Source organism: Amycolatopsis sp. Hca4 (genome assembly GCF_013364075.1).
Taxonomy (GTDB): Bacteria; Actinomycetota; Actinomycetes; order Mycobacteriales; family Pseudonocardiaceae; genus Amycolatopsis.
The window spans coordinates 4,348,189-4,374,757 of the sequence record NZ_CP054925.1; the positions used below are offsets into that span (position 1 = coordinate 4,348,189).

Here is a 26,569-nt window from a genome sequence, read left to right on the forward strand (position 1 = left end):
TTCCGCCGACGGCGGACTCAGAAGACCGGCAGCAACACGCCGTGCTCGGACTCCGGTCGCGGGCCGAAGATGCGGCGGTCGGCTTCGGCGATCGGGACGTCGTTGATGCTCGCTTCGCGGCGGCGCATCAGGCCTTCGTCACTGAACTCCCAGAGCTCGTTGCCGTAGCTGCGGAACCACTGGCCCTCGGCGGTGCGGGACTCGTACTGGAACCGGACGGCGATGCGGTTGCCGCGAAAGCCCCACAGCTCCTTACGCAGGGCGTAGTCCAGCTCGCGGGCCCACTTCGCGGTCAGGAACTCGACGATCTGCGCGCGGCCGACGACGTATTGGTCGCGATTGCGCCAGACCGAGTCCTCGGTATAGGCGAGCGAGACGCGCTCCGGGTCGCGGGTGTTCCACGCGTCCTCGGCGGCCTGGACCTTCTGGCGGGCGGTGTCCTCGTCGAACGGCGGGAACGGCGGACGCGGGGTCATGGGAGCTCCTTCCGGACGTGGAGAACGTGCGTTCTCCACTGCTCCCGCTAGACTAGAGAACGATCATTCTCAGCGCCAGGGACAGGTGACATGGATTCCACGGAGGCGACCGACCGGCTGTTGGAGGCCGCCGAGGACCTCTTCTACGCCCACGGCGTGCAGGCGGTCGGGATGGACGCCGTCCGCGCACGGTCCGGCGTCTCGCTCAAGCGGCTCTACCAGTGTTTCCCGGCGAAGAACGACCTGGTCGAGGCCTACCTGCTCCGCCGCGACGAACGCTGGCGGAGGTCGTTGCGCGAATTCGTCCACGCCCGCGGCGACGACCCCCTGGCCGTCTTCGGCTGGCTGAAGAACTGGTTCGCCGAGCCGGGCTTCCGGGGCTGCGCGTTCGTCAACTCCTTCGGCGAGTTCGGCGAACCCACCCCCGGCATCGCCGCCGCGATCCGCAAGCACAAGGACGAGGTCCGGGGCTACCTGCGTGGTCTGGTTTCCGACCAGGGCACCGCGGACCAGCTGTTCGCCCTGGTCGAGGGCGCGACCGTGCTCGCCGCCATCACCGGCGACCCACGCGAAGCGGACACGGCAGGCGAAGCGGCGAAGGTGCTCCTGAAAGCCCTCGTGTGAGGGACGACTCTGCGTAACGAGCCGCCGCCGGGCGCCGACTACCGGCCACCAGCAGCGACTGCGCAGAGGAGCCGGCCCCATGAAGATCTTCGTCGCGGCGGCCGCAGATCCGGTGGTGCCCGATTGGCGCGTTTTCGGCCACGGGCTGGTCGCCGGGCTCATCGCGGCCGTCGCCGTGACCGCCGTCCTCGCGCTGCTCGCGTTCAGGCAACGCCGCGTCGAACTGCCCGGCGGCGCCCAGTGGAAGTTCACCGACAGCTGGGCCAGCAACCTCACGGCGTTGACCGCCGCCTTCGCCGCGTTGCTGGCCGCCTTCTCCGGCAAGCTCGACACGGCGATCGCGCCGGGTGCTTCGGCGGCCTTCGCGGTCGCGTCGGCGCTCTACGTCGCCATCGCCGCCTGCGCGCCGATCGCCTACACCGTCGGCCAGGTCGCGAGGCCGCAGGGCAAGTCCGCTGGGCTCGAAGGCAGCCGGGGCGGTCTCGTCGGCGCCGCGTTCCTCACGCTGTGGTCGGTTTTTTCGTCACTCGGCTCGGTCGTCTTCGTCCTGCAGTACGGCGCGATCGGCGCCATCCGGGACTACCAGGTCCTCGCCACGATCCTGCTGGCGGTGATGGCGCTGCTGGTCGCGGCCTACGCCGTCCGGACGATCCACTGGCTGCTCACCGTGCCGGCCACCGGCACCGCGCTCCCCGGCATCACCGGGTTCACCTGCTGCGAACCGCCGGCGGCCGTCGTGACGCGGCGGGTCTTCCTGCTCTGAACGAAAAATGAACCGGTCCCGGTGGTGGGGAGCCGCCGCCACCGGGACCGGTCCGGACCCACACCATCCCAACCAGTGTGGAATCCGGCCTCCCCCCGTCAGGTAGGGGAGGCCGGGGCCCCTGCTACCGGGCGTCCGTGAGGTACCGCGCGTAGGCACCCGTGGTGAGGAAGCTCGGCAGCTTCTCGCCCAGCGCGGTTTCGGTGAAGATCTCGTACGCGTCGTCGAGGCGGTTGCCCTCGCCCAGTTCGGCCCGGACCGAGGCGAGCTCGTCGTGCAGGAACTCGACCGCCAGCTCGCGGGTCAGCGCCGTGCCGTCCTCGAGCTTCGTGCCGTTGCGGATCCACTGCCACACCTGGCAGCGCGCGATCTCCGCGGTGGCCGCGTCCTCCATCAGGTTGTGGATCGCCGCCGCGCCGGTGCCGCGCAGCCACGCGTCGACGTACCGCAGCGCGACGTTGATGTTCGCGCGCACGCCCGCCTCGGTGACCTCGCCGCCGGCGCTGGCCACGTCGAGCAGGTCCTCGGCGGTGACGTGGACGTCGTCGCGGAGCTTGCCGAGCTGGTTGGGCCAGCCGCCGAGGACGCCGTCGAAGACTTCGCGGCAGATCGGGACCAGGCCGGGGTGCGCGACCCAGGAGCCGTCGAAACCGTCGCCGGCCTCCCGTTCCTTGTCCGCGCGGACCTTCTCGACGGCGATCTCGTTGACCGCAGGGTCCTTGCTCGGGATGAACGCGGCCATACCGCCGATGGCGTGCGCGCCACGCTTGTGGCAGGTGCTCACCAGCAGTTCGGTGTAGGCCCGCATGAACGGCACGGTCATCGTGACCTGCGCGCGGTCCGGCAGCACGAAGTCGGCGCCGTGCGCGGCGAAGTTCTTGATGAGGCTGAAGATGTAGTCCCAGCGGCCGGCGTTGAGGCCCGCGGCGTGCTCGCGCAGCTCGTAGAGGATCTCGTCCATCTCGAACGCGGCGGTGATCGTCTCGATCAGCACGGTGGCGCGGATCGTGCCGCGCGGGATGCCGAGTTCGCGCTGGGCCAGCAGGAAAACGTCGTTCCAGAGACGCGCTTCGAGGTGGTTCTCCAGCTTCGGCAGGTAGAAGTACGGGCCGACACCGCGGGCGAGCAGCTGGCGCGCGTTGTGGAAGAAGTACAGGCCGAAGTCGACCAGGCTCGCCGACACCGGACGGCCGTCGATGCGGATGTGCTTCTCGACCAGGTGCCAGCCGCGGGGGCGCGCGACGATCGTCGCCGGGTCGTCGCCGATCGTGTAGTGCTTGCCCGCTTCGGTGGTGAAGTCGATGTTGCGGCGGATGGCGTCGTAGAGGTTGATCTGGCCGTCGATGACGTTGTGCCACGTCGGCGACGTCGCGTCCTCGAAGTCCGCCAGCCAGACCTTGGCGCCGGAGTTCAGCGCGTTGACCGTCATCTTGCGGTCGGTCGGGCCGGTGATCTCGACGCGGCGGTCCTCCAGGCCCGGCGCGGTCGGGGCCACGTGCCACGACTCGTCCTCGCGGATCCGCCGGGTCTCGGGCAGGAAGCCGAGCGGCTTCTCCCCGGACTGCAGTTCCTCGCGCCGCGTGCGGCGGGCGTCGAGCAGCTCGCGTCGGCGGCCGGCGAACGTGTTGTCCAGCTTGGCCAGGAAGTCGAGTGCCGCCGGGGTCAGGATCTCGGCGAACCGGCCCTCGACCGGGCCGGTGACCTCGATGCGGTAGTTCAGCCGATCAACCATGGGGTGCCTCCGCGAGCTGTGGGCAGGGGAAGGAAAGGAGGGGGAGGGTCGCGGCCTGACGACGGTGGGGGGTGCCGTCGTCAGGCCGCGGCCGGGATCAGTGGAACTGGGCTTCTTCGGTGGAGCCCTTGAGCGCGGTGGTCGAGCTCTCCGGGTTCAGCGCCGTCGCGACGTTGTCGAAGTAGCCGGTGCCGACCTCGCGCTGGTGCTTGGTGGCGGTGTAGCCGCGGCTCTCCGAGGCGAACTCGCGCTCCTGCAGGTCGACGTAGGCGGTCATGCCCTCGCGGGCGTAGCCGTGCGCCAGGTCGAACATCGAGTAGTTCAGCGCGTGGAAGCCGGCCAGCGTGATGAACTGGAACTTGTAGCCCATGTGGCCGAGCTCGCGCTGGAACTTCGCGATCGTGGCGTCGTCCAGGTGCTTCTTCCAGTTGAACGACGGCGAGCAGTTGTAGGCCAGCATCTGGTCCGGGAACTTCGCCTTGATCGCCTCGGCGTACTTGCGCGCCACCTCGAGGTCTGGCTCGGAGGTCTCCATCCAGAGCAGGTCGGCGTACTGGGCGTAGGCCAGGCCGCGCTCGATGCACGGCTCGATGCCGTTGCGGACCTCGTAGAAGCCCTCGGCGGTGCGGCCGCCGGTGAGGAACTGCTGGTCGCGCTCGTCGACGTCGCTGGTCAGCAGGGTCGCGGCCTGGGCGTCGGTGCGGGCGACGACCAGGGTCGGCACGTTGAGCACGTCGGACGCGAGGCGCGCGGCGTTCAGCGTGCGCTCGTGCTGCTTGGTCGGGATGAGGACCTTGCCGCCGAGGTGACCACACTTCTTCTCGGAGGCGAGCTGGTCCTCCCAGTGCACGCCCGCGGCACCGGCCGCGATCATGCCCTTCATCAGCTCGAACGCGTTGAGCGGGCCACCGAAGCCCGCCTCGGCGTCGGCGACGATCGGGGCGTACCAGTCGATGTCGGTGTTGCCCTCGGCCCAGTTGATCTGGTCCGCGCGGCCCAGCGCGTTGTTGATGCGGCGGACCACGGCCGGCACCGAGTTGGCCGGGTAGAGGCTCTGGTCCGGGTAGGTCTGGCCCGACAGGTTCGCGTCGGCCGCGACCTGCCAGCCCGACAGGTAGATGGCCTGCAGGCCCGCACGGACCTGCTGGACGGCCTGGTTACCGGTCAGGGCGCCGAGCGCGTGGACGTAGTCCTCGGTGTGCAGCAGGTCCCACAGCTTCTCCGCGCCACGGCGGGCCAGCGTGTGCTCCTCGACCACGCTGCCGCGCAGCTTGATCACGTCATCGGCCGAGTAGGAGCGCTGCACGCCCGCCCAGCGGGGGTCGTTCGCCCACTGCGCGGCCAGCTCCGCGGCCGCCTGCTTGGCCTGTTCCGTCATCGGTACTCCCGGTGTTGCGAAGTTTGCGATTGCTCGCCTTGCTTGCCATGACCCTGACACGCCAGCGAAAACGAGGTCTAGTTGGCCAATTTGCCAATTTGTGCGAAGGGTCCGTACGCTCTTTGCAAAGGTTGCGAATCGGCTGGTTCGCAAGTGATCGAAAATCCGCGTTCTTGACCGTTCACGTAACCGTTCAGGACCGGAAACCTTCCGGAAAGGAGGGCACGAATGGAGAAGACTTTCGCCGGCGCGCGGCTGCGCCACCTCCGCGAAAGCCGCTCGATGAGCCAGGCCGATCTCGCTCGTGTGCTGGAGATCTCACCCAGCTACCTCAACCAGATCGAGCACAACTCGCGCCCGCTGACCGTGCCGGTGCTGCTGCGGATCACCCAGGCGTTCGGCGTCGACACGGAGTTCTTCGCCAACAACGACACGTCCCGGCTGGTCGCCGACGTCAAGGAAGCCCTGCTCGACGAGGTCCTCGGCGTCGACGTGACCACGAGCGAGCTCAACGAGCTGGCCACGAACCTCCCGGCGATCGCCCAGGCCCTGGTCAAGCTGCACCGCAGCTACCGCAACGCCGTCGAGAACACCGCCGTGCTGACCACGGAAAACGGGCTGGGCCTGCACGGCAGCGCCGCCGCGCCGCTGCCGCACGAGGAGGTCCGCGACTTCTTCTACGAGCGCGAGAACTACGTCGCCGAGCTGGACGACCGCGCCGAGAAGATGGCCGCCGACATCCCGCTCCAGCGCGGGCAGGTCCTCGGCGCGCTGAAGGAACGCCTTTCGCAGCGCTACGGCGTCGAGGTGACCAGCGAGGGCATCGACGAAGCCGCCGGCCAGCAGCACCGCTACGAGCCGGTGACGCGCGTGCTGCGGTTGGCGCCGAGCCTGCGCGTCGGGCAGCAGGCGTTCCGGATGGCTTCGCAGATCGCGCTGCTCGAGTACGACGACCTCATCACCGAGCTGGCCGACTCGTGGGCGTTTTCCGGCCCGGCCGCCCGGTCGCTCGCCCGCGTCGGCCTGGCGAACTACTTCGCCGGGGCGCTGATCCTGCCCTACGGGCCGTTCCTGGCCACGGCCGAGCGGTTCCGCTACGACATCGAGCGGCTCTGCGACCACTACGGCGTCGGCTTCGAGACCGTGTGCCACCGGTTGTCGACCCTGCAGCGACCGAAGCAGCGGGGCGTGCCGTTCTCCTTCGTGCGGGTGGACCGGGCCGGGAACATGTCGAAGCGGCAGTCCGCGGCCGGGTTCCACTTCTCCCGGGTAGGCGGCGCCTGTCCGCTCTGGAACATCTACGAGGCGTTCACCCAGCCGGGCAAGATCCTCACCCAGATCGCCACCCTGCCCGACGGCAAGAGCTACTTCTGGATCGCGCGCACGGTGTCGCGCAACATCGGCGGCTACGGCAGCCCCGGCAAGACGTTCACCGTCGGCCTCGGCTGCGAACTGCGCCACGCCGGGCGGCTGGTCTACTCGACCGGCCTGGACCTCGACGAACCCGCCGCCGCGACGCCGATCGGGATGGGCTGCAAGGTCTGCGAACGCCCGGCCTGCTCGCAGCGGGCGTTCCCGACGATCGGCAAGCAGCTCACCGTGGACGAGAACACCAGCACCTTCGTCCCGTACCCGGCGGTGCCCAAGGGCTGAGCATCCCCGTAACGAGGTGCCGGGCCCCGGCGAGTCACCCGGCGGGAGGTGCCATGGCCGAACGGGTCAGGACGGGCTGCCACAACTGCAAGCGGTGCACCAACTCGGCGGTCGCCGAATTCGGGCGCCGGCAGGGCAAGCTCTGGGCCAACGTCGCGACGGCGGGCGGGGTCGCGGTCGTGCAGGCCTTCACCCCGAACTGCCGGGCGTGCGGGCACAAGCTGAGCCTCCACGACCGCGGCGGCGAAAGCCACGGCAACGCCTACCCCGCGCCGGTGACGGCCCGGCCGTCGGCGGGCCAGGGGCCGCCGCCCGGCTGGTACGCCCAGCCGGGCGCCCCCGGCGTCCTGCGCTGGTGGGACGGGACCCGCTGGACCGAGCACACGCAGGCGCCGCCGCGCTGATCACCCGATCACGTGCGTGGTCCACTTCGCCTCGTCCGGGCCGAGCACGGTGATCCGGCTCAGGAGTTCCTTCGCGGTGATGCCGCCGATCTTCGGCTGGTTGAACGAGACGCAGGCCTTCAGCCCGTTCTTCGTCACGCACTGCGGTTCGCCGAGGCCGTCGGGGACGCCGCCGGGCGGTGAGACGTTGATCGTCACCAGCCCGCCGTCCGACTTGTACTGCAGCACCAGGTGCCACGGGACGCCGTCCCGGTCGCCGCGGCGCCGCAAGTCGCCGTCGCTGAGGCGGAACGCGTCCGGCAGGCTGGTGATGTGCAGCGGCAGCGGCACCGCCCGGGTGCCGAACCTGACGTCGCCGGCGACCCGCATCAGCACCTGCTGCAGGTCCGGGCCCGTGAGGTAGTAGGCGCCCAACCGGGCCCACCGGCCGTCCGGGGCCTGCCACTGCAGGTAGGCGTCCCCGTGGTTCAGGGGGTCGTCCGGGTCGGTCGTGAGCCAGTAGCCGTCGCGGTCGCCGATCCGGACCGGGATCCGGGTCGGCTGCTGTCCGCGCAGGTTGGGCGGGACGGGCGGATCCTGGTCGTAAACCGACAACCAGATCATCGGCGCCAGCTCACCCTGGCCGACGGCCAGCGCGGTGTCGCCGTGCTCGCCCACGGCGTACTCGATGCCCTTGATCTGTTCGGGCACCCAGCCGAAGGTTGCCTTCGCCACCATCGGGTTGTCGGTGGGCACCGGCGTGACGGACCTGGGCGTGGGTGCGGTGGCCGTCGGCGGGGTCGCCGGTGGCGGGACCGGCCGGGACAGCGAAACCGCCGTCACGCCGCCGGCCGTCACGACCGCGGCACAGCCCAGGACCAGGACTGTTGTCCGCACGCGACGACGGCGCCGCCCGATCCGGCGCGCGCGGTCGAGGTCGATGCGGGGCGGTGGGGCGGGCGTCTCGGCCAGTTCCTTCAGCTTGGTGGCCAGCTCGTGGTCGGTCACGGTCGTCCCTCCCGGATCGGTTCGCGCAACAGCTCGCGAAGCGCGTCCACGGCCTTCGCGGTCTGGCTCTTGACGGTGCCATCGGAACAGCCCAGCGCCCGCGCGGTCTCCGCGACCGGGAGGTCGCAGAAGTAGCGCAGGACGACGGTCGCGCGCTGGCGGGGCGGCAGTCGTTCCAGGGCCGCCCGCAGGTCGAGGGCCAGTTCGACGTCCGGGCCCGGCCTGGGCGGGTCGTGGTCCTTTTCGCGCAAATCCACCCGGCGCCACCACGACGTGCGCTGTTCGGCCAGGTAGGTGTTGACCAGCGTGCGGCGGGCGTAACCGTCGACGTTGTCCGCGCGGGACGCCCGCGGCCAGTTCGTGTAGAGCCGGGTAACCGCCGACTGGACCAGGTCGTCGGCCCGGTGCCAGTCGCCGCAGAGCAAGTACGCGACTTTGCGCAGCCACCCCGCCCGCGCGGTCACGTACTCGGTGAATCCGGCGTCCATCGGCGCCCCCCATCTCGGTCGACACCCCTCTGATGCGCCCGGAGGCCCGGGCGGTTGCCCCATGCGCGCGAGTCGTAGATTCACCGGGGTGCACGACATCGACACGGTGACCGCGGCGACCATCGAAAAGGCCGCCGAGCGGCTGGCCGGGGTGGTGACCCGGACGCCGCTGGAGCCGAGCGCCCGGCTGTCGTCCCGGGTGGACGCGCAGGTCTGGGTGAAGCGCGAGGACCTGCAGACCGTCCGGTCGTACAAGATCCGCGGCGCCTACAACTTCATCGTCCAGCTCGACGAGGACGTCCGCGCGCGAGGGGTCGTCTGCGCCAGCGCCGGCAACCACGCCCAGGGTGTCGCCTACGCGTGCCGCCGGCTGGGCGCCACCGGCCGCGTGTACGTCCCGGGGACGACGCCGCGGCAGAAGCGCGAGCGCATCGCGACGCTCGGCGGCGCGCACATCGAAGTCATCGTTGTCGGGGAAACGTACGAAGACGCCTTCGCCGCGGCGAACGAGGACGCCCAGCGGACCGGGGCCACGCTGGTGCCCGCGTTCGACGACGTCCGCACGGTCGCCGGCCAGGGCACGGTCGCCCTCGAGGTCGTCGAGCAGCTCGGCTTCGTCCCCGATGTCGTGGTCGTCCCCGTCGGCGGCGGCGGGCTGCTCGCCGGGGTCGGCAGCTGGCTGCGCGAGCGGCACCCGGAGGTCCGGATCGTCGGCGTCGAGCCCGCGGGCGCAGCGTGCATGGCCGCGGCCCTCGACGCCGGGCACCCGGTGCGGCTGCCGGAGCTCGACTCGTTCGTCGACGGCGCCGCCGTCCGCGAGGCCGGCGCCGTCACCTACCCCCTGATCCGCGAGAGCGGCGCCGAGCTGACCGCGGTCGCCGAGGGCGCGGTGTGCACCGAGATGCTCGCGATGTACCAGTCCGACGGGATCATCGCCGAGCCCGCGGGTGCGCTCGCCGCGGCGTCGCTCGGCACGGTCGTCGCGGTCGAGCCCGGGCAGACCGTCGTCTGCTTGGTCTCCGGCGGCAACAACGACGTCAGCCGCTACAGCGAGATCCTCGAACGCTCGCTGATGCACGAAGGGCTGAAGCACTACTTCCTCGTCGGCTTCCCGCAGGAGCCGGGCGCGCTGCGGCGGTTCCTCGAGCAGGTGCTCGGGCCGGAGGACGACATCACGCGCTTCGAGTACGTCAAGCGCACGAACCGCGAGATGGGTCCCGCGCTGGTCGGCATCGAAATCGCGCGGCCGGCCGACCTGGCCGGGCTGCTGGCGCGGATGGCCGCGAGCCCCCTGCAGGTCGAGCGGATCGAGCCGGGCAGCCCCCTGTTCCACTTCCTGCTCTGAGGACGTGGTCCACTAGGCGGATGGTGAAGGTCGACGGTGTCCGCAGTGTCGAGGCGTTGCGCGAAAAAGTCCACGAGGGTGCGGAGCCCGAGTACCTGCTGTTCTACGGGCACACGCCCTCGACGTCCGGCCGGGTGACGGCGAGCTGCCTGAGCCAGTGGTGGCTCGACCCGTTCGAGGCCGACGGCGTGCGGTACCCGACCGCCGAGCACTACATGATGGCCGGCAAGGCGCTGTTGTTCGGCGACGTCGAGAAGGCCGAGCTGATCCGCTCGACGCCCGACCCGAAGACGGCGAAGGTGCTCGGCCGCGAGGTCGAGGGCTTCGACGCCGCCACCTGGGAGCGGCACCGGTTCGACATCGTCGTCGACGGGAACCTGGCCAAGTTCCGCGCCCACCGCGACCTGCGCCGGTTCCTGCTCGGGACCGAGGACAAGGTGCTCGTCGAGGCGTCCAAGAAGGACCTCGTCTGGGGCACCGGCCTCGCGCGCGAGGAGAAGAACGCGACCAAACCGGACTACTGGCGCGGGCTGAACCTGCTCGGCTTCGCGCTGATGGAGGTCCGCGACCAGCTGCGCGCCCGCGTCTGACTCACGGCGCCGGGATCGGCGCCGCTGCCCACGACGCCGACGTCGTCGCGCCCGTGTCGAAGAAAGTGACCACGGCGACCCGGGTGATCGACATGGGCCTCAGGCTGCCGGGGCCAGGGGTGTTCGAGATCGGCCGATCAGCCGGTGATCACCGCCGAACGGCCGGGAAACGGCCGTCGGCGATTTTCGACCACCGGAGGAAACCGCAGGTCAGCCGCCCGGGCAGTCGTTGCCGCCGCCGCTGCGCTCGACGCAGTGCCGGGGCCCCGGCGGTGGCGGCGGCGCATGCCGGATGTCGTCCGCCCACTTCAGTGCCGCGACGGCCGCGGCCAGCGTGAAGCAGATCCCGAAGAACCACGTCCACCCGCGGCGCCGCGTGGTCGCCGAAACGACCAGACCCGCGAGCGGCAACCCGGCGCCGAGCCAGGCCGCCCAGGTCAGGTAGCCGTCGCCGCCGCGGGTGCTCGTGCCGAACGCCGGCATGTTCCCCAGCGCGCCCAGCAGCACCAGGTACGGGACCACGAGCAGCCACCCCACCGCCACGAGCGCGAGCAAGGTGGACACCACGACCTGGCGGTACTCCCCCATGCGACCACTATGTCGCGAAAACGACCACGCCGCCTGAGTGGTCCTACTGCTCGCCGAGGGTCTTCTGCAGGGCCTTGTTCGCCTTGCGGGCCATGTCCGCGACGGCCTCGCGACGGGCGGCGTCGGCCGCGTAGTCGTCTTCGCGGTTGCGGACCACGCGGGCCGGCGCGCCGACCGCGATCGAGTAGTCCGGGATGTCACCACGGACGACCGCGTGCGCGCCGAGCACGCTGCCGCGGCCGATGCGGGTGCCCTTCAGGACGCTGACCTTGGTGCCGAGCCAGGTGTCCGGGCCGATCCGCACCGGGGACTTCACGATGCCCTGGTCCTTGATCGGGACATGGATGTCCGAAATGACGTGATCGAAGTCACAGATGTAAACCCAGTCGGCGACCAGCGTGGCCGCGCCGAGCTCGATGTCGAGGTAGCAGTTGATCACGTTCTGGCGGCCGAACACGGACTTGTCGCCGATCCGCAGCGAACCCTCGTGGCAGCGGATGGCGTTGCCGTCGCCGATGTGGACCCAGCGGCCGATCTCCAGTCGCCCGTAGCCGGGGCGGCAGTGGATCTCGACGTCCTTCCCGAGGAAGAGCATCCCCCGCAGGATGATGTGCGGGTTGGCGAGCCGGAACTTGAGCAGCCGGTAGTACCGGACCAGGTACCACGGCGTGTACGCGCGATTGCGCAGCACCCAGCGCAGCGAGTCGGCGGTCAGGAACTTCGCCTGCCGCGGGTCGCGCCGCGCGCGGCGCCAGGCCCGCACCCGCGACAGCGCGGGCGCACCCCACATCGACGTCATGCAAGTGACCGTAACCTGTGTGCGGGACGGGTTCGCAGGCAAGGGGAGCGGGATGGGCACGAAGCTGATCATCGACACCGACCCGGGCGTCGACGACGCGCTGGCCATCGCGCTGGCGGCGCTGTCCCCGGACGTCGACCTGCTCGGGGTGACGTCGGTTTTCGGCAACGTCCCCCTCGACCGCACGACGTCGAACGCGCGCCGCCTGCTGGAGCTCTTCGGCCGCACCGACGTGCCCGTCGCCGCGGGCGCCGCGCGGCCGCTCGTCTACTCGAAGCCGCGTGACGCGAAAGAGGTCCACGGCGGCGACGGCCTGTCGGGCCACTCCTACACGCTCCCCGAGGCGAGCCGTCCCCTGGAGGAACGGGACGCCGTCCAGCTGATGCTGGACCTGCTGGAGTCCGCCGGCGAACCGGTGACGATCGCCCCGATCGGGCCGCTGACCAACATCGCCGCGCTGCTCGCGGCCCACCCGGGCGCCGCGGCGAAGATCGCGCGGCTGGTGATCATGGGCGGCGGCGTGACGTTCGGCAACAGCACGACCGCCGCCGAGTTCAACATCTGGAGCGACCCCGAGGCGGCCCGGCGGGTGCTGGTCGAGGAGGACGTCCCGGTGGTGCTGGTCCCGCTGGACCTCACCCACCGCTGCGCCGTCGACGCCGAATGGCTGGCGAAGCTCGCGTCTTCGGGGCCCGTCGGCGCCACCCTCGAAGGGCTGACGTCGACCTACCGGCAGCACTACACGCGCGTGTTCGGCGAGGACCGGATGGTCATGCACGACGCGGTCGCGGTCGCCGAGGCGATTTCGCCGGGCATCCTGCACACCGAGACCTACCGGGTCGACGTCGACTGCGGCCTCGGGCCGGCGCGCGGCCAGACCCTGGTCGACCGGCGGCGGCTCGGCGAGGACGATCCGCAGTTCTCCCCCGGCCGCCCGATCGAGGTCGCGCTGGACACCGACCTCGACGGCCTGCGCGGCTTCGTCCTCGACCGGCTCACGGGGGCCGCGCGGTGAGCGAAGAGCCCGAAGTCGTCGATGCCGAGCCGGCCGAACCAGGTCGGCCTCGCCGCCGGAAGCCGGTGGTCGTGATCGCGGCGGTGGTCGTCGTCGCGGCCGCGCTGGTGGCCGGCATCTCGCTGGCGCCGTCGCAGCAGGAGACCACGAACGCCGCGGCCACGTCGTCGACGGCCGAGCCGACGACGTCCCGGCCGCCGACGACCGCGTCGCCGGCCGCGCCCCCGCAGACGTCGACGCCGCCGAAGGTGCCCGAAGCCAGCGAGTTCGACGCCTGGGCGTCCAAGACCAGCCAGTGGCTCGACGTCCCGCTGCGCGCGATGGTCGGCTACGCGAAGGCGACGACGAAACTGAGCAAGGACGTCCCCGGCTGTCACCTTTCCTGGGTCACGCTGGCCGCGGTCGGAAAAGTGACCACGGACCACGGCCGGGTGCGCGGCGGCCAGTTCGGCACCACCGGCGTGCTGGACAAGCCGCTCGGCACGATCGAGGTGCGCGACTTCTACAACAAGATCGTCTCGACGCCGAACGCCGCCGGGCCGATGCAGCTGGCCCCGGCGATCTGGGGCAAGTACCAGGCGAGCGCGTCCGGCGGGAAACCCGATGTCCAAAACATCGACGACGCCGCTCTGACCACGGGCCGTGCGCTGTGTGCCGACGGCCACGACCTGTCCCAGGGCCAGACGTGGTGGAACTCGGTCAGCACGCTGCAGGCGGCGCCGCTGTTCCTGCACCGGACGCTGGCGACGGTGAACGTCTACGGCACGGTGGGCCAGGGCGCGGCGCCGCCGAACCCGGCGGTGCTGAGCGCGGTGAACTTCGCGATCGACAAGATCGGCCTCCCGTACATCTGGGGCGGCAACGGCACCGGCGGCAACGACCCCGGCTTCGACTGCTCGGGCCTGACGACGGCGGCGTACGCGAGCGCGGGGATCAAGCTGATGCGCACGGCCGACACGCAGTTCCGCAGCGTGCCGCACGTGACCGACCCGCAGCTGGGCGACCTCATCTTCTACGGCGAGCCGGCGACCAAGATCCACCACGTCGGGCTCTACATCGGCAACCAGCAGATGATCGACGCGCCGCAGACCGGCCAGGCGGTCCAGGTCCACTCGTACCGCCGGGACGGCGACGACTACGCGGGCGCGGGCCGTCCGACGGCCTGAGCGGGCTTGGTCGTTTCGCGACGATCCGGCTCCGAGCCGGCGAGGAACGGCGCCAGGAGGCGGAGCAGTTCCCGGGGCCGGTCCAGCGGGATGATGTGGCCGCAGTCCGGGACCGGGTGCCCGGTGAGGTCGTCGGCGACCGGGCGCAGCTGCTGTTCCAGTGCGCGGCCGACCGGGTGGGCGCCGATCGCCATGGTGGGCACGGTGAGCCGTCCGGCGGCCACCGCCTCGTCGATCTGGCGCGCGCCGGCCGGCAGGGCGCGGTAGTAGGAGAAGGCACAGCGCAGGGCGTCCGCTCCGGTGTAGGCGGCGACGAAGGCGTCGCGGATCTCCGGCGGTACGCCGCGGCCGCGGGTGCCTGCGGCGAGGAACCAGTCGAGGTACTCCGCTTCGTGCCCGGCCAGGACCGTTTCGGCCAGGCCGGGCACGGCGTGGAACCCGAACCACCACGGCGGGCCGCCGGCCAGGAAGCCCTCGGCGCCGGGCAGGGCACCCAGCAGCGACTCCATCAGGACCAGCCGCCGCACCCGGTCCGGGCGCCGCATGGCGAGCAGGAAGGCGACCGGGGTGCCGGCGTCGATGGCGACCACCGACGCGGTCGGTTCCGCGAGGGCGTCGAGGAGACCTTCGGCGTCGGCGGCCAGCGTGCCCGCGTCGTAGCCGTCCGCCGCGCGGGTGCTGGCGCCGAGCCCCCGCAGGTCCGGGGCGATGACCCGGTGGTGCTCGGCCAGCGGGCCGATGATCTCGGTCCACAGCCGCCAGGTGTGCGGGAAGCCGTGCAGCAGCAGGACCGCCGGACCCGAACCCGCGACGGCGACGTTGACCTCGATGCCGTTGGTGGTGATCCGGCGCAGCCGGGGAGAAGGGGTTGCGGGCACGACGCCTCCAAGCTGGTTACTATTGGTTACTTGGAAACGCTAGGTAACTTCCACGAGGCTGCCAAGACGGCACTTTCACGACAGGTGGTGAGCTCCAGGTGACCTCCCAGCCGGCGCCCTCGGCCCGCGGCGGGCGCGGTGACCTGTTCGATCCCCGGTGCCCGACCCGGCAGCTCCTGGACCGGATCGGCACCAAATGGACGTCCATGGCCGTGAAGGTCCTCGCGGAGGCGGCCCCGCACGAGGTGCGGTTCGCCGAGCTGCGCCGCCGGATGCCCGGGGTGTCGCAGAAAATGCTGTCGATCACCTTGCGCAGCCTGGTCCGCGACGGCCTTGCCGCCCGCCGGGTGGAGCCCACCGTGCCGCCGCGCGTGCACTACCGGCTCACCGAGCTGGGCTCGTCGCTCGAGGTCCCGCTGGCGGCGCTGCGCGCCTGGGCCGAGGAGCACATGGCCGAGGTCGACCGCGCCAACGTGCTCAGCGACGACCAGGCCGACGCCGAGTGAGGGCGTTTGTGGTCGCGCGGACGACAAAGGAGTGGACGGCGTCACGCCGGGGCTTGTACCTTGCGCGGGACCCGTGACACGCCCGAGGAGGTGAGACCCATGAACGCAGGATCGACGTGGGTGCTCCCCCTCCAGTCACGGCCGGGCGGATGACGTAGGTGCCGCCGGGAGCGCCGCCACCTCAAGGCACTCCCGAAAGGCACCACCCGATGGACTCTTCGCCCCCTCCGTTCGACGTGATCATCGCCGGCTGCGGGCCGACCGGTGCGACGCTGGCCGCCGAGCTGCGGCTGCACGACGTGCGCGTCCTCGTCCTCGAACAGGACACCGAGCCCGCGTCGTTCGTCCGCATCGTCGGGCTGCACGTCCGCAGCCTCGAGCTGATGGCCATGCGCGGCCTGCTCGACCGACTCCTCGCCCACGGACGGCAACGTCCGGCCGGCGGGTTCTTCGCCGCCATCCCCGCGCCGCCGCCCCGGGACCTCGGCTCCGCGCACGCCTTCCTGCTGGGCATTCCGCAGCCGGTCGTCGTCCGGCTCCTCGAAGAACACGCGGCCGGCCTGGGTGCGCAGATCCGGCACGGCGCGGCTCTGGTCGATTTCGAGCAAGACGACGAGGGCGTGACCGTCGAGCTGGCCGGCGGCGAGCGGCTGCGGGCGCGGTACCTCGTCGGCTGCGACGGCGGGCGCAGCGCGGTCCGGAAGCTGAGCGGCATCGGCTTCCCGGGCGAGCCGTCGCGGACGGAGACGTTGATGGGCGAGATGGAGGTCGACGCGCCGCCGGCGGAGATCGCCGCCAAGGTGCGGGAGGTCGGCGAGACCCACCGGCCGTTCTGGCTCCGGCCCTTCGGCGGAACCGTCCACAGCGTCGTCGTCCCCGCCGCGGGCGTCGGCGATCGCGCGGTGCCACCCACCCTGGACGATTTCCGGCAACAGCTCCGGAGCATCGCCGGCACCGACTTCGGGGTGCACTCCCCGCGCTGGCTGTCCCGGTTCGGGGACGCCACCCGGCTCGCCGAGCGGTACCGGACCGGGCGGGTGCTGCTGGCCGGCGACGCGGCGCACATCCACCCGCCGACCGGCGGCCAGGGCCTCAACCTGGGCGTCCAGGACGCCTTCAACCTCGGCTGGAAACTGGCCGCGCGGATCCGCGGCTGGGCGCCGGACCCGCTGCTGGACACCTACGACACCGAACGGCGGCCGGTCGCCGAGGCCGTCCTGGACAACACCCGGGCGCAGATGGCGCTGTTCTCGCCCGAACCGGGCGCGAAGGCCCTGCGGCGGCTGCTCGTCGAACTGATGGACATCGACGAGGTGAACCGCCGGCTGATCGGCAAGATCACCGCGATCGACCTCCGGTACGACTTCGGCGAGGGCCCCGACCTGCTCGGCCGCCGGCAGCGTGACATCGACGTGGCCCAGGGCCGCCTCTACGACCGGCTGCACCGCGGCCGCGGACTGGTGCTGGACCGCACCGGACACCTGACGACCGGCGGCTGGTCGGACCGGGTCGACCTCCTCGCGGACCCGGGCGCGGCCCTGGAGGTCCCCGCCGTCCTGCTGCGCCCCGACGGCCACGTCGCCTGGGCCGGCGACGACCAACGGGACCTCGACGACCACCTCGCCCGCTGGTTCGGTTCACCTCTCCGGTGATGTCGTGCGGCCGGCGTCGAGACCACGCCGGCCGCATCCGGGGATAATCCCGTGATGGACTCGGGGACCACCACGCAGCTGATCACCGTGGGCGCCACCCTCGGCGGGGTCGTGCTCACGTTGCTGACCAACACGTTCGTCGAGGGCCGCAAGCTGAAGGCGACGCAACGCGCCGAAGCGCAGAAGCGGGCGGCGGAGCACGCCAGCTGGCTGCGCGACGAGCGCGTCAAGGCCTACGCGAGCCTGTCGACGGCGAGCGAAGAGGCGTTCCAGCTGATCCGGTCGGAATTCGTCAAATTGGCGACGGACAACCGCGAGGGCATCGAGACCCGCTGGCGCGAACGGCGTGCGGAGCTGCGCAAGGCGCACAACCAGGTGGCGTTGTTCGGCACCGACGAGCCGCGGCAGCGCGGCAAGGAGCTGTGGAAGGCGGCCCGCAACGGGGTCAACGCGATCTTCGCCGAGCTGGACGCCGGGGCTGCGAAGGTGCCTCGGGAAAGCCTCGACCGGGTGCTGACCGGGATCAGCGACGCCGGGGACCGGTTCCTCGAGGCGTGCCGCGCCGATGTTCAGGGGGCACGCTGATCGTCACCGCGGAGACGGCGGACCGTGGCGCGGAGACTTTCGATCTCTTCCACCATGGCCGTGAGTTCGGCTTCGCCCGCCCACTCCGTCAGCAGCTTCGCGCGACGATTCATCGCCGCCTTCTCGCGGTCGCGGACGGCGGACGCCCGGGAGTAGCGTTCCGCATCGACGGCTTCCCGCTTCAGCTTCCGCGCCCACGCGATGTCGGTGTTCACCTTCCGGATTTCCGAGGTGAACAGCGGCTCGGGTTCCACGCCCCACTTCTCGAAGTGGTCGCGGATCTTCTCCGGCGAGACCGGCACCACACCAGCCTCGGCGAGCCCCAGGAGGAGCGACGGGGTGCAGTCCCCTTCGCCGCGGACGCGGTCGATCAGGGCTTCGACCTCCGGGGCCAGCTCCACGCGGTGCCGCTCCTCCAGCGCCTCGATGAAGGACTCGGCGGTGACGGTTTCCGTGTCGGGCGGGGTGGGCAGCCGGAAGCGGGCCGCCAGCTCGGCCGGGTCCACCCCCAGCTCCGACAGCACCCGCAGGGCGACGCTCGGTCCCGCGGTCGGCAAGCCGAAGGCCAGCTGCTCGAGGGTGATCACACCGTCCACTCCGGGCGCGTGACCCAACACCTGATCGAACGAAATGGCTTTTTCCGGCACGGTCATCCCCTTCCCGCGTCCAGGGAGCTCGCCGCCGGGACTCGCAGCGAGGGCGCGAGGAAGACGATCCCCATCGTGACCGCCACGGCCGACGACAGCGCCCAGTGCAGGCCGACGCGGGTCGCGAGCGCGCCGACCAGCACCGGCTCCACCAGGAAACCCAGATAGCCGCAGGCCGCGACGGCGGCGACCGCCCGGCCCGGCGCGTCCGCCTGCTTGCGGCTCGCCACGCTCCACGCGATCGGCACGATCCCGGCCACCCCGAGCCCGACGACGGCGAAGCCGGACACCACCGCGACCGGCCACGGCGCCGCGAGGACCACGGCGAAGCCCAGCACCGCGACCGTGGCCGCGACGCGGACGAAGCGGACTGCGCCCGTCCGCGCCACCACGCGGTCGGCGACCAGCCGGACCGCGATCATCGTCGCGGAGAAGGCGAAGTAGCCGAGCGACGCGAGCGCGGGCGTCGCGCCGGTGACGTCGGCGAGGTACACCGCGCTCCAGCTGTTGACCGCGCCCTCGGCGACGAACCCGCAGAAGGCGATCACGCCCAGCGGCACCAGCGCCCGGCTCGGCCACGCGAACGCCGCGCCGCCCTGGCCGCGGTCGGCGCCGCCGAGGAAGCAGGTGCGGGCCGCCCACAGCGCGAGCGCGAGCAGTACCGCGCCGGCGACGGGGAAGTGCACCGTCACCGGGACGTGCGCGGCTTCCATCAGCGCGTCGACGCCCGAGCCCGCGAGGCCGCCGATGTTCCAGAAGGCGTGGAAGCCGGCGAAGATCGGGCGCCCGTAGCCCTCCTCGACGCGGGCCGCGTGCGCGTTCATCGCGACGTCGAGCAGGCTGTTGCCCACGCCGAGCACGACCAGCGCGGCGAAGAACACCGGCGCCGACCACGCGAGCGCGACCAGCGGCAGCCCCGCGCACAGCACCGTCGCGCCGAGCACGACGGCCGCCCGGCTGCCGATCCGGGTGAGCAGCGCGCCCGCGCCGAGCAGGGCGAGCACCGATCCGGCGGCGAGGCCGAACAGCCCGGTCGCCAGCTCACCGGTGCTCAGCCCGAGCCGCCCCTGCACGGCGGGCACCCGGGCCAGCCAGGTCGCGAACGCGGCACCGCACACCGCGAACACGACGGAAACCCCCAGCCGAGCGCGTTTCAGCTCCCCCGTCACCACCACGATCCTGGCCCGCGGCGAACCGGCTGTCCAGGTCCACGGAGGTCGACTCCGGGGCAGGCCATCACGATCCCACGGCCGCGGTCGCCCGGCCTACGGTGGCAAGGTGAAATCCTTGAGCCACGACCGGCTGGCCGGCGCCCTCGTCACCGAAGCGGACCGGTTCGGGACGGCGATAGCGGGCGCCGACGGGGAGACGCGCGTCCCGACTTGTCCAGAGTGGACACTGCGGGACCTGACCTGTCACGTCGGGGCCGCCTACCACAAATCCGCCGCGATCATCGCGAGCCGGCCCACGGGTTACGTGCCGTTCGAAGCCGTCACGATCGACGAACCGCCCGCGTTCGAGGCCCTCGGCGGCTGGCTCCACGAGGGCGCGGAACGGCTCGTCGCCGCGGTGGCCGAGGTCGGCCCCGAGACGCCGACGTCGACGTGGACGCCCGATCGGCGCGCCGGGTTCTGGACGCGGCGGCTGACCCACGAAACGGTCGTCCACCGCGCGGACGCCGCCTTCGCGACGGGCAAGGCGTACGACGTCGACGCCGATCTGGCCGCGGACGGGATTTCCGAAGGACTGGACCTGGTGGCCGTCTTCTCGCGCCGGCCGCACCCGGCGCTGGACCGCACTTCTCTGCACGGCACCGGCGAGACGCTGGCTTTCCACGCCACTGAACCCGCAACCGGCTGGCTCGTCCGGCGGACGCCGTCGGGGGTCGAGGTGAGCGAGGAAACCGCCGGAGCCGATGTCGTGGTCGAGGGCCGCGCGGCCGATCTGCTGCTCGCCCTGAACGGACGGCTTCCCGCGGACGACCCGCGGCTCGCCGTGACCGGGGACGCGGCGCTGTTCCGGCACTGGCTGGCGAACACGCGCTTCTAGACCTTGACGGCGGTCGTATAGTCGGTTCCGACTAATAGGGAGCGACTAGTGCCGCGACGCAAGATCCGCAACACCCTCGCGCTGGCTCTGCTCGGCCTGCTGCTGGAACGGCCGATGCACCCGTACGAGATGGCCGCCACGCTGCGCGAACGCCACAAGGGCTCGACGTTCAAGATCAACCCGGGCTCGCTCTACGACACCGTGGAGTCGCTGGCGAAGCACCGCTGGATCGAGCCCGTCGAGACGGTCCGGGAGGGCAACCGGCCGGAGCGGACCGTCTACGCGCACACCGAACTCGGCCGCCAGGAGTTCGTCGCCTGGCTCGACGAGCTGGTCCGCGAACCGGTCGCCGAGTACCCGAAGTTCGTCGCGGCGGTGAGCTACCTCGGCGCGCTGGGCCCGGAGCGGGCGGCCGACGCGCTGGAGGAACGCGCCCGCCACCTCGCCGAACGCATCGACGGCGCCGAGGCGGCGCTGGCCGAAACCGTCGGCAAGGGCGCGCCGCGGCTGTTCATGATCGAGGTCGAATTCGTCCGGCACGCGTGGCGCGCGGAGCTCGACTGGGCGCGCCGCACGGCCGCCGAAATCCGGTCCGGCTCGCTGCCGTGGCCCGAGAACTTCTGAGGGGAAAACCGTGTCCGATCCCGATGTCCTGATCGCCGGCGCCGGTCCGGCCGGCCTGCTGCTCGCCGCGGAGCTCGCGCCGGCCGGCGTCCGCACCACGATCGTCGAGCGGCTGCCGGAGCGGCCGCCGTACTGCCGCGGCTTCAACCTGAACGCGCGGGCGCTGGACCTGCTGGCCCGCCGAGGCCTGGCCGACGGCCTGGTGGCGGAGGGGCACCGGGTGCCGCACGCGCCGGCGACCGGCCTGCCCGGCCCGCTCCTGCTCGACGGCGCGGCGACGGATCACCCGTTCTCGCTGGGCATCCCGCAGACGCGTGTCGAAGAGGTCCTGGAGGCCAGGGCACTCGAACTGGGCGTCGAAATCCTGCGCGGCCACGAGTTGCGCTCGTTCACCCAGTCCGCGGACGAGGTCGCCACGGTGGTCCACAATGGACGCTTCGGCCGGACCATCCGGTCCCGCTACCTGGTCGGCTGCGACGGCGGCCGCAGCACGGTGCGCAAGCAGGCGGGCATCGGTTTCCCGGGCGTGGACGCGCGCTGGTACGCGCTGCTCGGCGACGTCGAATGCGAGCTGCCGTACGGGCCTTCGGCGGGGCCGGACGGGCGGAGCTTGTTCGTGATCCCGCGGCCGGGGTACGTCCGGATCGTGGTGCGCGAGGACGACCCGCCGTCGGACAAGGACACGCCGGTCACGCTGGAGAGACTGCAGGCCCAGGTGGACGCGGTTCTCGGCAGGCCCGTCGAGCTGCGCGCACCCCGCTGGCTGAGCCGTTTCGGCGACGCGGCGCGGCTGGCGTCGACCTACCGCGAGGGCCGGGTCCTCCTGGCGGGCGACGCGGCCCACATCCACCCACCGGCGGGGGCGATCGGCGTGAACGTCGCCCTCGACGACGCGTTCAACCTGGGCTGGAAGCTGGCGGCAACGGTGCGCGGGACGGCACCGGAGGGCTTGCTGGACACCTACCACGACGAGCGCCACGCGGCGGGGGCGCGGATCCTGGCGAACACGCGAGCCCAGGTGGCGCTGGAGGAAGCGGCCGAGGAGCCGTGGGCGGACTTGCTGCGGCGCGTGGCCGCGCACCCGGCGGGGAACCGCGCGCTGGCGGAGATCATCACGGGGCTGGACGCGTGCTACGAGCCGGGCGGACACGCGTGGCTGGGACGGCTGGCGCCGGACGTGCCGCTGCGGGTTTCGGGAGCGGAGACGCACTTGGCGGCACTGCTGCACGAGGGGCAGCCGGTGCTGCTGGACCTGACGGCTTCGGGGTCGTTCGCCGCGTGGTCGGTTGGGGTGACGGTGGTCGCGGCGGATTCCCCGTCCACTTCGGACATCGAGGCGGTGCTGCTGCGGCCGGACGGGCACGTGGCCTGGGTGGGCACGTGCGGGTCGGGTGATGCCGGGCTGGCGGAGGCGGTCCGGCGGTGGGTGGGGGACGTTCCGGTGCCGGCGATTGCCTGAGGCCCCTTCAGGTTGTGGACAGCTCCCTCAACGCGGCCGTTCCAACACCGCCCGCTGCTCCACCCGCCCCTCCAGAACGAACTTGCTGTGCAAAGCGAACCCCAGCTTCTCGACCACCCGCGCCGACGGCTTGTTGACCGGCTCGTACACCGCGAGCAACCGCTCAGCCCACCCCGACTCGAAAGCCTTGTCCCGCACCGCCGTCGTTGCTTCCGTCGCATACCCGCGGCCCCAGCCCGAGGGGGCGATCCACCAGCCCATCTCCACCGCCGGGAAGCCCAGGCCAGACTCCGTGGCGTTGCGGCGCACCAACGACACCACTCCGTCGAACGAGCCCGGGGCCGCCGATACCGCGAACCAGCCGAAGCCGTGTTCTGCCCAGTGGTTCAGCGTTGCCCGGTGCTTGGCCAGCGTGTACTCGTGGCTCCACGGCTCGCCCGTGCCCACGTAACGGACCGTTTCGGGCAGCTGGGCCATGGCGAACAGGCCGTCGAAGAACTCTTCGGACCACGCGTGCAGCGTGAGCCTCTCCGTGGTGATCAGCACCGCCGCCAGTCTAGTGGTCTCCCAGCAGCACGGCGATCCCGTCGAGCTGGCGCTGCAGGCCGAACTCGAACGCTTCGTCGAGGTCGACGTCCGCCACTCCCGTCATCACCTCGGTCAGCACCGGGTAGCGGCCCGAGCCGAGGTGCTCGGCCAGCAGGGCCATGTCGGCCTCCAGACGCTGGTCTCCCGTGATTCCGGTGTCCTGCTCCGACTGGACCTCGAACGCGTTGCTCGCCGCCAGGCCGCCTACCCAGCCGTTGAGCGTCATGATCACCTGGAGCTTCACCCGCCTCTTCAGTCCGGTTCCGGCCAGGGCGCGCAGCGACCAGTCGACCAGGCGCAGGCCCGCCGCCAACACCGGCGGGCGGACCAGGGAATTGAGCAGGATCGGCGCCAGCCACGGGTGGCGGCGGTACGCCCGCCACTGCGCGCGGGCCGCGGTCTCCAGCCGGGGGCGCCACCCGGCCGGGCCCGGCTCCGGCAGCTCCGCCTCCCCGAGCGCGACGTCGGCCATCAGGCGGAGCAGCTCGTCCTTGTCCGGCACGTGCCGGTACAGCGCCATCGGGCCGACGCCCAGCCCGGCCGCCAGCCGGCGCATCGACAACGCCGCCAGGCCCTCGGCGTCGGCCAGTGCGATCGCCGCGCGCACCAGTGCGTCGCGGCCGAGCGGTGGCTTGGCCGGCGTGCGGTCGGCGACGACCGTTCCGCTGCCCGGCACCGCGCGCACCCAGCCCTGCTCGCCCAGCGCGGCCAGGGCCTTCGCCGCCGTCGCCATCGCGACGCCCCACTCGCGGACCAGTGCGCGGGTCGACGGGACACGGTCGCCCGGCCGCAGCTCGCCCGCGGTGATCCGGCGGCGCAGGTCCGCCGCGATCCGCAGGTAAGGCGCTTCCGCCAAAGGCCCTCCGTACTAGAACACTTGCCCACGGCACCTAGAACGGTTTCAGGGTACTCCCCCAATGTCGCCAGCATGGATTGTCCGCCAGAACGGTCGGCAAATACGGTGCGGATACACCGTACGAAACAGGGGGAACCGATGACGACGACCGAAATCCGCCGCCCGAAGCCGTGGGTGCGCCGCCCGTGGGTGTTCCCGCTGGGCCTGCTGGTCACGGCGTTCCTGGTCTTCTCGCTGCCGCCCTACCTCGGGCTCGACCCCGCGCGGTCGCGGATCCCGGCCCCCACCGGCTGGTACTACCCGGTGCTGGTCACGCACATCGGCTTCGCGACCGTCGCCATGGTGACGTGCGCACTGCAGATCTGGCCGTGGCTGCGGCAGAAGCACCCGGCGGTGCACCGTCGCACCGGGCGCGTCTACGTCTTCGCCGGCGCGATCCCCGCGTCGATCGCGGGGTTCGCCATCGCGCTGGCCGCGCCGTTCGGGCCGGTCGGGGCCGTGTCGAACGTCCTGCTCGCGACGCTCTGGTTCGGCTGCACCGTGCAGGGCTACCGGATGGCGCGGGCCCGCCGGTTCGGCGAACACCGCCGGTGGATGGTCCGCAGCTTCGCGCTGTGCATGTCGATCATCAGCAACCGGATCTGGGGCGTGGTCTGCGCCGTCGTGCTGACGCCGCAGCTGGATACCACCTTCGGCGGCAGCGAGATCGCGCTCGGCCAGGCAATCGCCGGGATCACGACGTGGACCGGCTGGGTGCTCCCGCTGCTGGCCGCCGAGTGGTGGCTGGGCCGGGGACGCCGTCGCGCGGCGTGACCGGGGTAGCCCGTTCGGCCGATGGTCCACACCACGGTAAATGGTCTATACCAATGGGGACAACTTTCCGCCGCCGCGCTTCCAGTCGTGGAGGTTCCCCATGCGCCTGAAGTCCCTGCTGGCCGCCCTGGCTGGCGCCGCCCTGCTGAGCAACGGGGTCGCCGCCGCGGCGGCCGGCTCGCCGATCCCGGTCGGTCCCTACGTCGACATGGGCGCCTGGCCGACACCCAGCCTGTCGGCGATGTCGGCCGCGAGCGGCGTCAAGGGGTTCACGCTCGCGTTCGTCAACTCCTACGGCTGCAAGGCGAGCTGGTTCGGCGCCTACGACCCGCGCACGGGCTGGCAGAAGGAGGAGATCGCGAAGATCCGCAACGCCGGCGGGGACGTCAAGATCTCCTTCGGCGGCGCGTCCGGCATCGAGCTGGCGCAGGCGTGCAGCACGTCCGCGCAGGTCGCGGCCGAATACGACGCGGTCGTCAAGGCGTACGGCCTCAAGTACGCCGACTTCGACATCGAAGGCGCGGCCGTCGCGGACCCGACGTCGATCGCGCGCCGCTCCCAGGCGCTCAAGACGTTGCAGGACAACAACCCCGGGCTCAAGATCTCGCTGACCCTGCCGGTGCTGCCGGACGGCCTCACCGCGGACGGGCTCAACGTCGTCAAGGCCGCGAAGAACGCCGGGGTGAACCTGGATCTCGTGAACATCATGGCGATGGACTACTACCAGGGCGCCGGCGACCAGGGCGCGAAGGCGATCTCGGCGGCCAAGGCCACGCAGGCGCAGCTCAAGTCGCTGTACGGGCTGAGCGACGCGGCGGCGTGGAAGAAGGTCGGGGTGACCCCGATGATCGGCGTCAACGACTCGCAGAACGAGATCTTCTACCAGAAGGACGCGAAGGCGCTGGTGGCCTTCGCCAAGACGGTCCACCTGGGCATGCTGTCGTTCTGGGAGCAGGGCCGCGACGCAAACGCGTGCACCGGGGCGCTCTACAAGTGCACCAACGTGCCCCAGTCGAAGTACGAGTTCGCGAAGATCTTCGCCGGCTACACCGGCTGAGTCACCACCGGGCGGCGTCCGCGAGCAGTGCGTCGCGCACGGCCGCGGGCCCCGCCCGGCACGGCTCGGTCCGGCTGACCACGAACAGCGTGTTGATCGGCGGCTCCTCCGGCTCCAGCAGCGCTTCGACGTCCCCCGAGGCCAGGTCGGCCGCGCAGAGGTAGCGCGGCAGCACGCTCACGCCGAAGCCCGCCCGCACGCACGCCAGCACCCCGCGCAGGTCCGGGACGACCACCGCCGGGCCCGTCGCCGGGCGCGCGCCGAGCACCGAGCGCCAGTAGCGGCGGATGATCGGCAGGTCTTCGGCGTAGGACACCAGCGGGGCGGTCCGGGGATCGCCGGTGAAGCCGCGGGGGCCGACGAGGACGAACTCCTCGTCGGTCAGCGGGGTGGCCGTCCAGCCGCGGCCGCGCGGCCGGATCGTCGAGACGACCAGGTCGAAGCGCCGCCGAGCGAGACCGGCCAGGATGTCTTCGGCCAGGCCGAACGTCACCCGCAGCTCGAGACCGCGGGCGACCAGGCCGGCCAGCGCGGGCAGCACCCGCGCGGTGGTCAGCTCGGCCGGTCCGGCCAGGTGCACCGGGGCGGCGAAGGGATCGGTCTCGCCTACGGTCACCGCCGCCAGTGCGTCGATGTGCGGGGCGATCCGGGCCGCCAGTTCGTCGGCGGCCGAGGTCGGGGTCACGCCGCGGGCGCGCCGGACGAACAGCTGACGGCCGAGCTGCTCCTCGAGGGCCTTGACCTGCGCGGTCACCGTCGGCTGGGACAGGCCCAGCGACGGTGCCGCGCCGGTCAGCGATCCGGCCCGGTGGACGGCCAGGAACGTGCGCAGCAGGTCGAGGTCCAG

29 protein-coding genes are annotated in these 26,569 nt (G+C 71.7%); 16 read left to right on the top strand and 13 right to left on the bottom strand.

Annotation, left to right across the window (positions count from 1 at the left end; translation table 11 throughout):
• Positions 1-17 precede the first annotated feature (17 nt).
• Complete coding sequence (locus HUT10_RS18935; RefSeq protein WP_176172433.1) at positions 18-476, bottom strand: nuclear transport factor 2 family protein; 459 nt, start codon at positions 474-476, stop codon at positions 18-20.
• A gap of 90 nt (positions 477-566) precedes the next feature.
• On the opposite strand from HUT10_RS18935, the gene HUT10_RS18940 reads away from it, so the two are divergent.
• Together HUT10_RS18940 and HUT10_RS18945 are read left to right on the top strand one after the other, a co-directional pair.
• A complete protein-coding gene (locus tag HUT10_RS18940) occupies positions 567-1,100 on the top strand; it encodes a TetR/AcrR family transcriptional regulator (protein WP_176172434.1) in 534 nt (177 codons plus the stop codon).
• Between the two features lie 79 nt (positions 1,101-1,179).
• Positions 1,180-1,863 carry a hypothetical protein gene (locus HUT10_RS18945; protein WP_176172435.1) on the top strand — a complete coding sequence of 228 codons (684 nt, stop codon included), beginning with the start codon at positions 1,180-1,182 and terminating at the stop codon, positions 1,861-1,863.
• 124 nt (positions 1,864-1,987) lie between these two features.
• Here the strand turns inward: HUT10_RS18945 and aceB are convergent, their stop codons facing one another.
• Positions 1,988-3,595 (bottom strand): malate synthase A, encoded by a 1,608-nt coding sequence (aceB, locus tag HUT10_RS18950; protein WP_176172436.1) that lies wholly within the window; start codon positions 3,593-3,595, stop codon positions 1,988-1,990.
• A gap of 97 nt (positions 3,596-3,692) precedes the next feature.
• Complete coding sequence (gene aceA, locus HUT10_RS18955; RefSeq protein ID WP_176172437.1) at positions 3,693-4,973, bottom strand: isocitrate lyase; 1,281 nt, start codon at positions 4,971-4,973, stop codon at positions 3,693-3,695.
• Between the two features lie 228 nt (positions 4,974-5,201).
• On the opposite strand from aceA, the gene HUT10_RS18960 reads away from it, so the two are divergent.
• The gene (locus tag HUT10_RS18960) at positions 5,202-6,626 is read left to right on the top strand and encodes a short-chain fatty acyl-CoA regulator family protein (RefSeq protein WP_176172438.1); all 1,425 of its coding nucleotides are present in this window, start codon (positions 5,202-5,204) and stop codon (positions 6,624-6,626) included.
• Positions 6,627-6,679: 53 nt separating this feature from the next.
• Entirely contained in the window at positions 6,680-7,030 is a 351-nt protein-coding gene (locus HUT10_RS18965) for a DUF2510 domain-containing protein (RefSeq protein WP_176172439.1), read from the top strand.
• Here HUT10_RS18965 and HUT10_RS18970 read toward each other — a convergent pair whose 3' ends face one another.
• Together HUT10_RS18970 and HUT10_RS18975 are read right to left on the bottom strand one after the other, a co-directional pair.
• A complete protein-coding gene (locus tag HUT10_RS18970; RefSeq protein WP_176172440.1) occupies positions 7,031-8,017 on the bottom strand; it encodes a hypothetical protein in 987 nt (328 codons plus the stop codon). It lies immediately after the preceding gene.
• Positions 8,014-8,505: a SigE family RNA polymerase sigma factor gene (locus HUT10_RS18975; RefSeq protein WP_176172441.1), complete on the bottom strand. Its 492-nt coding sequence runs from the start codon at positions 8,503-8,505 to the stop codon at positions 8,014-8,016. The genes HUT10_RS18970 and HUT10_RS18975 overlap by 4 nt, the downstream gene beginning before the upstream one ends.
• Positions 8,506-8,593: 88 nt before the next feature.
• Between HUT10_RS18975 and ilvA the strand changes: the two genes are divergently transcribed.
• Entirely contained in the window at positions 8,594-9,850 is a 1,257-nt protein-coding gene (gene ilvA / locus HUT10_RS18980; RefSeq protein ID WP_176172442.1) for a threonine ammonia-lyase IlvA, read from the top strand.
• Between the two features lie 20 nt (positions 9,851-9,870).
• Complete coding sequence (locus HUT10_RS18985; RefSeq protein WP_176172443.1) at positions 9,871-10,440, top strand: NADAR family protein; 570 nt, start codon at positions 9,871-9,873, stop codon at positions 10,438-10,440.
• A 210-nt stretch (positions 10,441-10,650) separates the two neighbouring features.
• Here HUT10_RS18985 and HUT10_RS18990 read toward each other — a convergent pair whose 3' ends face one another.
• Both HUT10_RS18990 and HUT10_RS18995 read right to left on the bottom strand, forming a co-directional pair.
• A complete protein-coding gene (locus tag HUT10_RS18990; protein WP_176172444.1) occupies positions 10,651-11,028 on the bottom strand; it encodes a hypothetical protein in 378 nt (125 codons plus the stop codon).
• Positions 11,029-11,071: 43 nt separating this feature from the next.
• Complete coding sequence (locus HUT10_RS18995) at positions 11,072-11,827, bottom strand: acyltransferase (RefSeq protein ID WP_176172445.1); 756 nt, start codon at positions 11,825-11,827, stop codon at positions 11,072-11,074.
• Positions 11,828-11,879: 52 nt separating this feature from the next.
• Between HUT10_RS18995 and HUT10_RS19000 the strand changes: the two genes are divergently transcribed.
• Together HUT10_RS19000 and HUT10_RS19005 are read left to right on the top strand one after the other, a co-directional pair.
• Positions 11,880-12,842, top strand: coding sequence for a nucleoside hydrolase (locus HUT10_RS19000; RefSeq protein ID WP_176172446.1), 963 nt, complete (start codon positions 11,880-11,882; stop codon positions 12,840-12,842).
• A gap of 65 nt (positions 12,843-12,907) precedes the next feature.
• On the top strand, positions 12,908-14,008 hold the full coding sequence (locus HUT10_RS19005) for a bifunctional lysozyme/C40 family peptidase (RefSeq protein ID WP_176177899.1): 1,101 nt from the start codon (positions 12,908-12,910) through the stop codon (positions 14,006-14,008).
• Here the strand turns inward: HUT10_RS19005 and HUT10_RS19010 are convergent.
• Positions 13,978-14,886 carry an alpha/beta fold hydrolase gene (locus HUT10_RS19010; RefSeq protein WP_176172447.1) on the bottom strand — a complete coding sequence of 303 codons (909 nt, stop codon included), beginning with the start codon at positions 14,884-14,886 and terminating at the stop codon, positions 13,978-13,980. The two genes, HUT10_RS19005 and HUT10_RS19010, sit on opposite strands and share 31 nt — an antisense overlap.
• 98 nt (positions 14,887-14,984) lie before the next feature.
• On the opposite strand from HUT10_RS19010, the gene HUT10_RS19015 reads away from it, so the two are divergent.
• From HUT10_RS19015 to HUT10_RS19025, 3 genes are all read left to right on the top strand, one after another.
• On the top strand, positions 14,985-15,392 hold the full coding sequence (locus HUT10_RS19015; protein ID WP_176172448.1) for a helix-turn-helix domain-containing protein: 408 nt from the start codon (positions 14,985-14,987) through the stop codon (positions 15,390-15,392).
• Positions 15,393-15,601: 209 nt separating this feature from the next.
• On the top strand, positions 15,602-17,044 hold the full coding sequence (locus HUT10_RS19020) for an FAD-dependent monooxygenase (RefSeq protein WP_176172449.1): 1,443 nt from the start codon (positions 15,602-15,604) through the stop codon (positions 17,042-17,044).
• A gap of 54 nt (positions 17,045-17,098) precedes the next feature.
• Positions 17,099-17,629 carry a hypothetical protein gene (locus HUT10_RS19025; RefSeq protein ID WP_176172450.1) on the top strand — a complete coding sequence of 177 codons (531 nt, stop codon included), beginning with the start codon at positions 17,099-17,101 and terminating at the stop codon, positions 17,627-17,629.
• Here the strand turns inward: HUT10_RS19025 and HUT10_RS19030 are convergent.
• Positions 17,614-18,216: a hypothetical protein gene (locus tag HUT10_RS19030; protein ID WP_176172451.1), complete on the bottom strand. Its 603-nt coding sequence runs from the start codon at positions 18,214-18,216 to the stop codon at positions 17,614-17,616. The genes HUT10_RS19025 and HUT10_RS19030 overlap by 16 nt on opposite strands.
• A gap of 62 nt (positions 18,217-18,278) precedes the next feature.
• The gene (locus tag HUT10_RS19035; protein ID WP_176172452.1) at positions 18,279-19,445 is read right to left on the bottom strand and encodes an MFS transporter; all 1,167 of its coding nucleotides are present in this window, start codon (positions 19,443-19,445) and stop codon (positions 18,279-18,281) included.
• Between the two features lie 109 nt (positions 19,446-19,554).
• On the opposite strand from HUT10_RS19035, the gene HUT10_RS19040 reads away from it, so the two are divergent.
• Genes HUT10_RS19040 through HUT10_RS19050 form a run of 3 tightly spaced genes read left to right on the top strand, consistent with a single transcriptional unit; the run spans position 19,555 to position 22,408 of the window.
• A complete protein-coding gene (locus HUT10_RS19040) occupies positions 19,555-20,325 on the top strand; it encodes a maleylpyruvate isomerase family mycothiol-dependent enzyme (RefSeq protein WP_176172453.1) in 771 nt (256 codons plus the stop codon).
• Between the two features lie 48 nt (positions 20,326-20,373).
• Positions 20,374-20,949: a PadR family transcriptional regulator gene (locus HUT10_RS19045; RefSeq protein WP_176172454.1), complete on the top strand. Its 576-nt coding sequence runs from the start codon at positions 20,374-20,376 to the stop codon at positions 20,947-20,949.
• 10 nt (positions 20,950-20,959) lie between these two features.
• Positions 20,960-22,408 carry an FAD-dependent monooxygenase gene (locus HUT10_RS19050; RefSeq protein ID WP_176172455.1) on the top strand — a complete coding sequence of 483 codons (1,449 nt, stop codon included), beginning with the start codon at positions 20,960-20,962 and terminating at the stop codon, positions 22,406-22,408.
• Between the two features lie 27 nt (positions 22,409-22,435).
• Here the strand turns inward: HUT10_RS19050 and HUT10_RS19055 are convergent, their stop codons facing one another.
• Both HUT10_RS19055 and HUT10_RS19060 read right to left on the bottom strand, forming a co-directional pair.
• Entirely contained in the window at positions 22,436-22,954 is a 519-nt protein-coding gene (locus HUT10_RS19055; protein WP_176172456.1) for a GNAT family N-acetyltransferase, read from the bottom strand.
• Between the two features lie 10 nt (positions 22,955-22,964).
• On the bottom strand, positions 22,965-23,852 hold the full coding sequence (locus HUT10_RS19060) for a TetR/AcrR family transcriptional regulator C-terminal domain-containing protein (protein ID WP_176172457.1): 888 nt from the start codon (positions 23,850-23,852) through the stop codon (positions 22,965-22,967).
• A gap of 138 nt (positions 23,853-23,990) precedes the next feature.
• Here HUT10_RS19060 and HUT10_RS19065 point away from each other — a divergent pair, with 138 nt between their 5' ends.
• The gene (locus HUT10_RS19065) at positions 23,991-24,665 is read left to right on the top strand and encodes a DUF2306 domain-containing protein (protein ID WP_176172458.1); all 675 of its coding nucleotides are present in this window, start codon (positions 23,991-23,993) and stop codon (positions 24,663-24,665) included.
• Positions 24,666-24,765: 100 nt separating this feature from the next.
• On the top strand, positions 24,766-25,722 hold the full coding sequence (locus HUT10_RS19070; protein ID WP_176172459.1) for a chitinase: 957 nt from the start codon (positions 24,766-24,768) through the stop codon (positions 25,720-25,722).
• 1 nt (position 25,723) lies between these two features.
• On the opposite strand, the gene HUT10_RS19075 is transcribed toward HUT10_RS19070, so the two are convergent.
• Positions 25,724-26,569: a LysR family transcriptional regulator gene (locus HUT10_RS19075; RefSeq protein ID WP_176177900.1), complete on the bottom strand. Its 846-nt coding sequence runs from the start codon at positions 26,567-26,569 to the stop codon at positions 25,724-25,726.

What these genes read in the sequence shown, in the direction of transcription:
- HUT10_RS19000 (WP_176172446.1), top strand. Translation starts at nt 11,880, where the DNA reads ATGGGCACGAAGCTGATCATCGACACCGACCCGGGCGTCGACGACGCG.
- aceB (WP_176172436.1), bottom strand. Translation starts at nt 3,595, where the DNA reads ATGGTTGATCGGCTGAACTACCGCATCGAGGTCACCGGCCCGGTCGAG.
- aceA (WP_176172437.1), bottom strand. Translation starts at nt 4,973, where the DNA reads ATGACGGAACAGGCCAAGCAGGCGGCCGCGGAGCTGGCCGCGCAGTGG.
- HUT10_RS18990 (WP_176172444.1), bottom strand. Translation starts at nt 11,028, where the DNA reads ATGGGGGAGTACCGCCAGGTCGTGGTGTCCACCTTGCTCGCGCTCGTG.
- HUT10_RS18935 (WP_176172433.1), bottom strand. Translation starts at nt 476, where the DNA reads ATGACCCCGCGTCCGCCGTTCCCGCCGTTCGACGAGGACACCGCCCGC.
- HUT10_RS18975 (WP_176172441.1), bottom strand. Translation starts at nt 8,505, where the DNA reads ATGGACGCCGGATTCACCGAGTACGTGACCGCGCGGGCGGGGTGGCTG.
- HUT10_RS18995 (WP_176172445.1), bottom strand. Translation starts at nt 11,827, where the DNA reads ATGACGTCGATGTGGGGTGCGCCCGCGCTGTCGCGGGTGCGGGCCTGG.
- HUT10_RS19065 (WP_176172458.1), top strand. Translation starts at nt 23,991, where the DNA reads ATGACGACGACCGAAATCCGCCGCCCGAAGCCGTGGGTGCGCCGCCCG.
- HUT10_RS18965 (WP_176172439.1), top strand. Translation starts at nt 6,680, where the DNA reads ATGGCCGAACGGGTCAGGACGGGCTGCCACAACTGCAAGCGGTGCACC.
- HUT10_RS19025 (WP_176172450.1), top strand. Translation starts at nt 17,099, where the DNA reads ATGGACTCGGGGACCACCACGCAGCTGATCACCGTGGGCGCCACCCTC.
- HUT10_RS18985 (WP_176172443.1), top strand. Translation starts at nt 9,871, where the DNA reads ATGGTGAAGGTCGACGGTGTCCGCAGTGTCGAGGCGTTGCGCGAAAAA.
- HUT10_RS18940 (WP_176172434.1), top strand. Translation starts at nt 567, where the DNA reads ATGGATTCCACGGAGGCGACCGACCGGCTGTTGGAGGCCGCCGAGGAC.
- HUT10_RS18945 (WP_176172435.1), top strand. Translation starts at nt 1,180, where the DNA reads ATGAAGATCTTCGTCGCGGCGGCCGCAGATCCGGTGGTGCCCGATTGG.
- HUT10_RS19070 (WP_176172459.1), top strand. Translation starts at nt 24,766, where the DNA reads ATGCGCCTGAAGTCCCTGCTGGCCGCCCTGGCTGGCGCCGCCCTGCTG.
- HUT10_RS18960 (WP_176172438.1), top strand. Translation starts at nt 5,202, where the DNA reads ATGGAGAAGACTTTCGCCGGCGCGCGGCTGCGCCACCTCCGCGAAAGC.
- HUT10_RS19020 (WP_176172449.1), top strand. Translation starts at nt 15,602, where the DNA reads ATGGACTCTTCGCCCCCTCCGTTCGACGTGATCATCGCCGGCTGCGGG.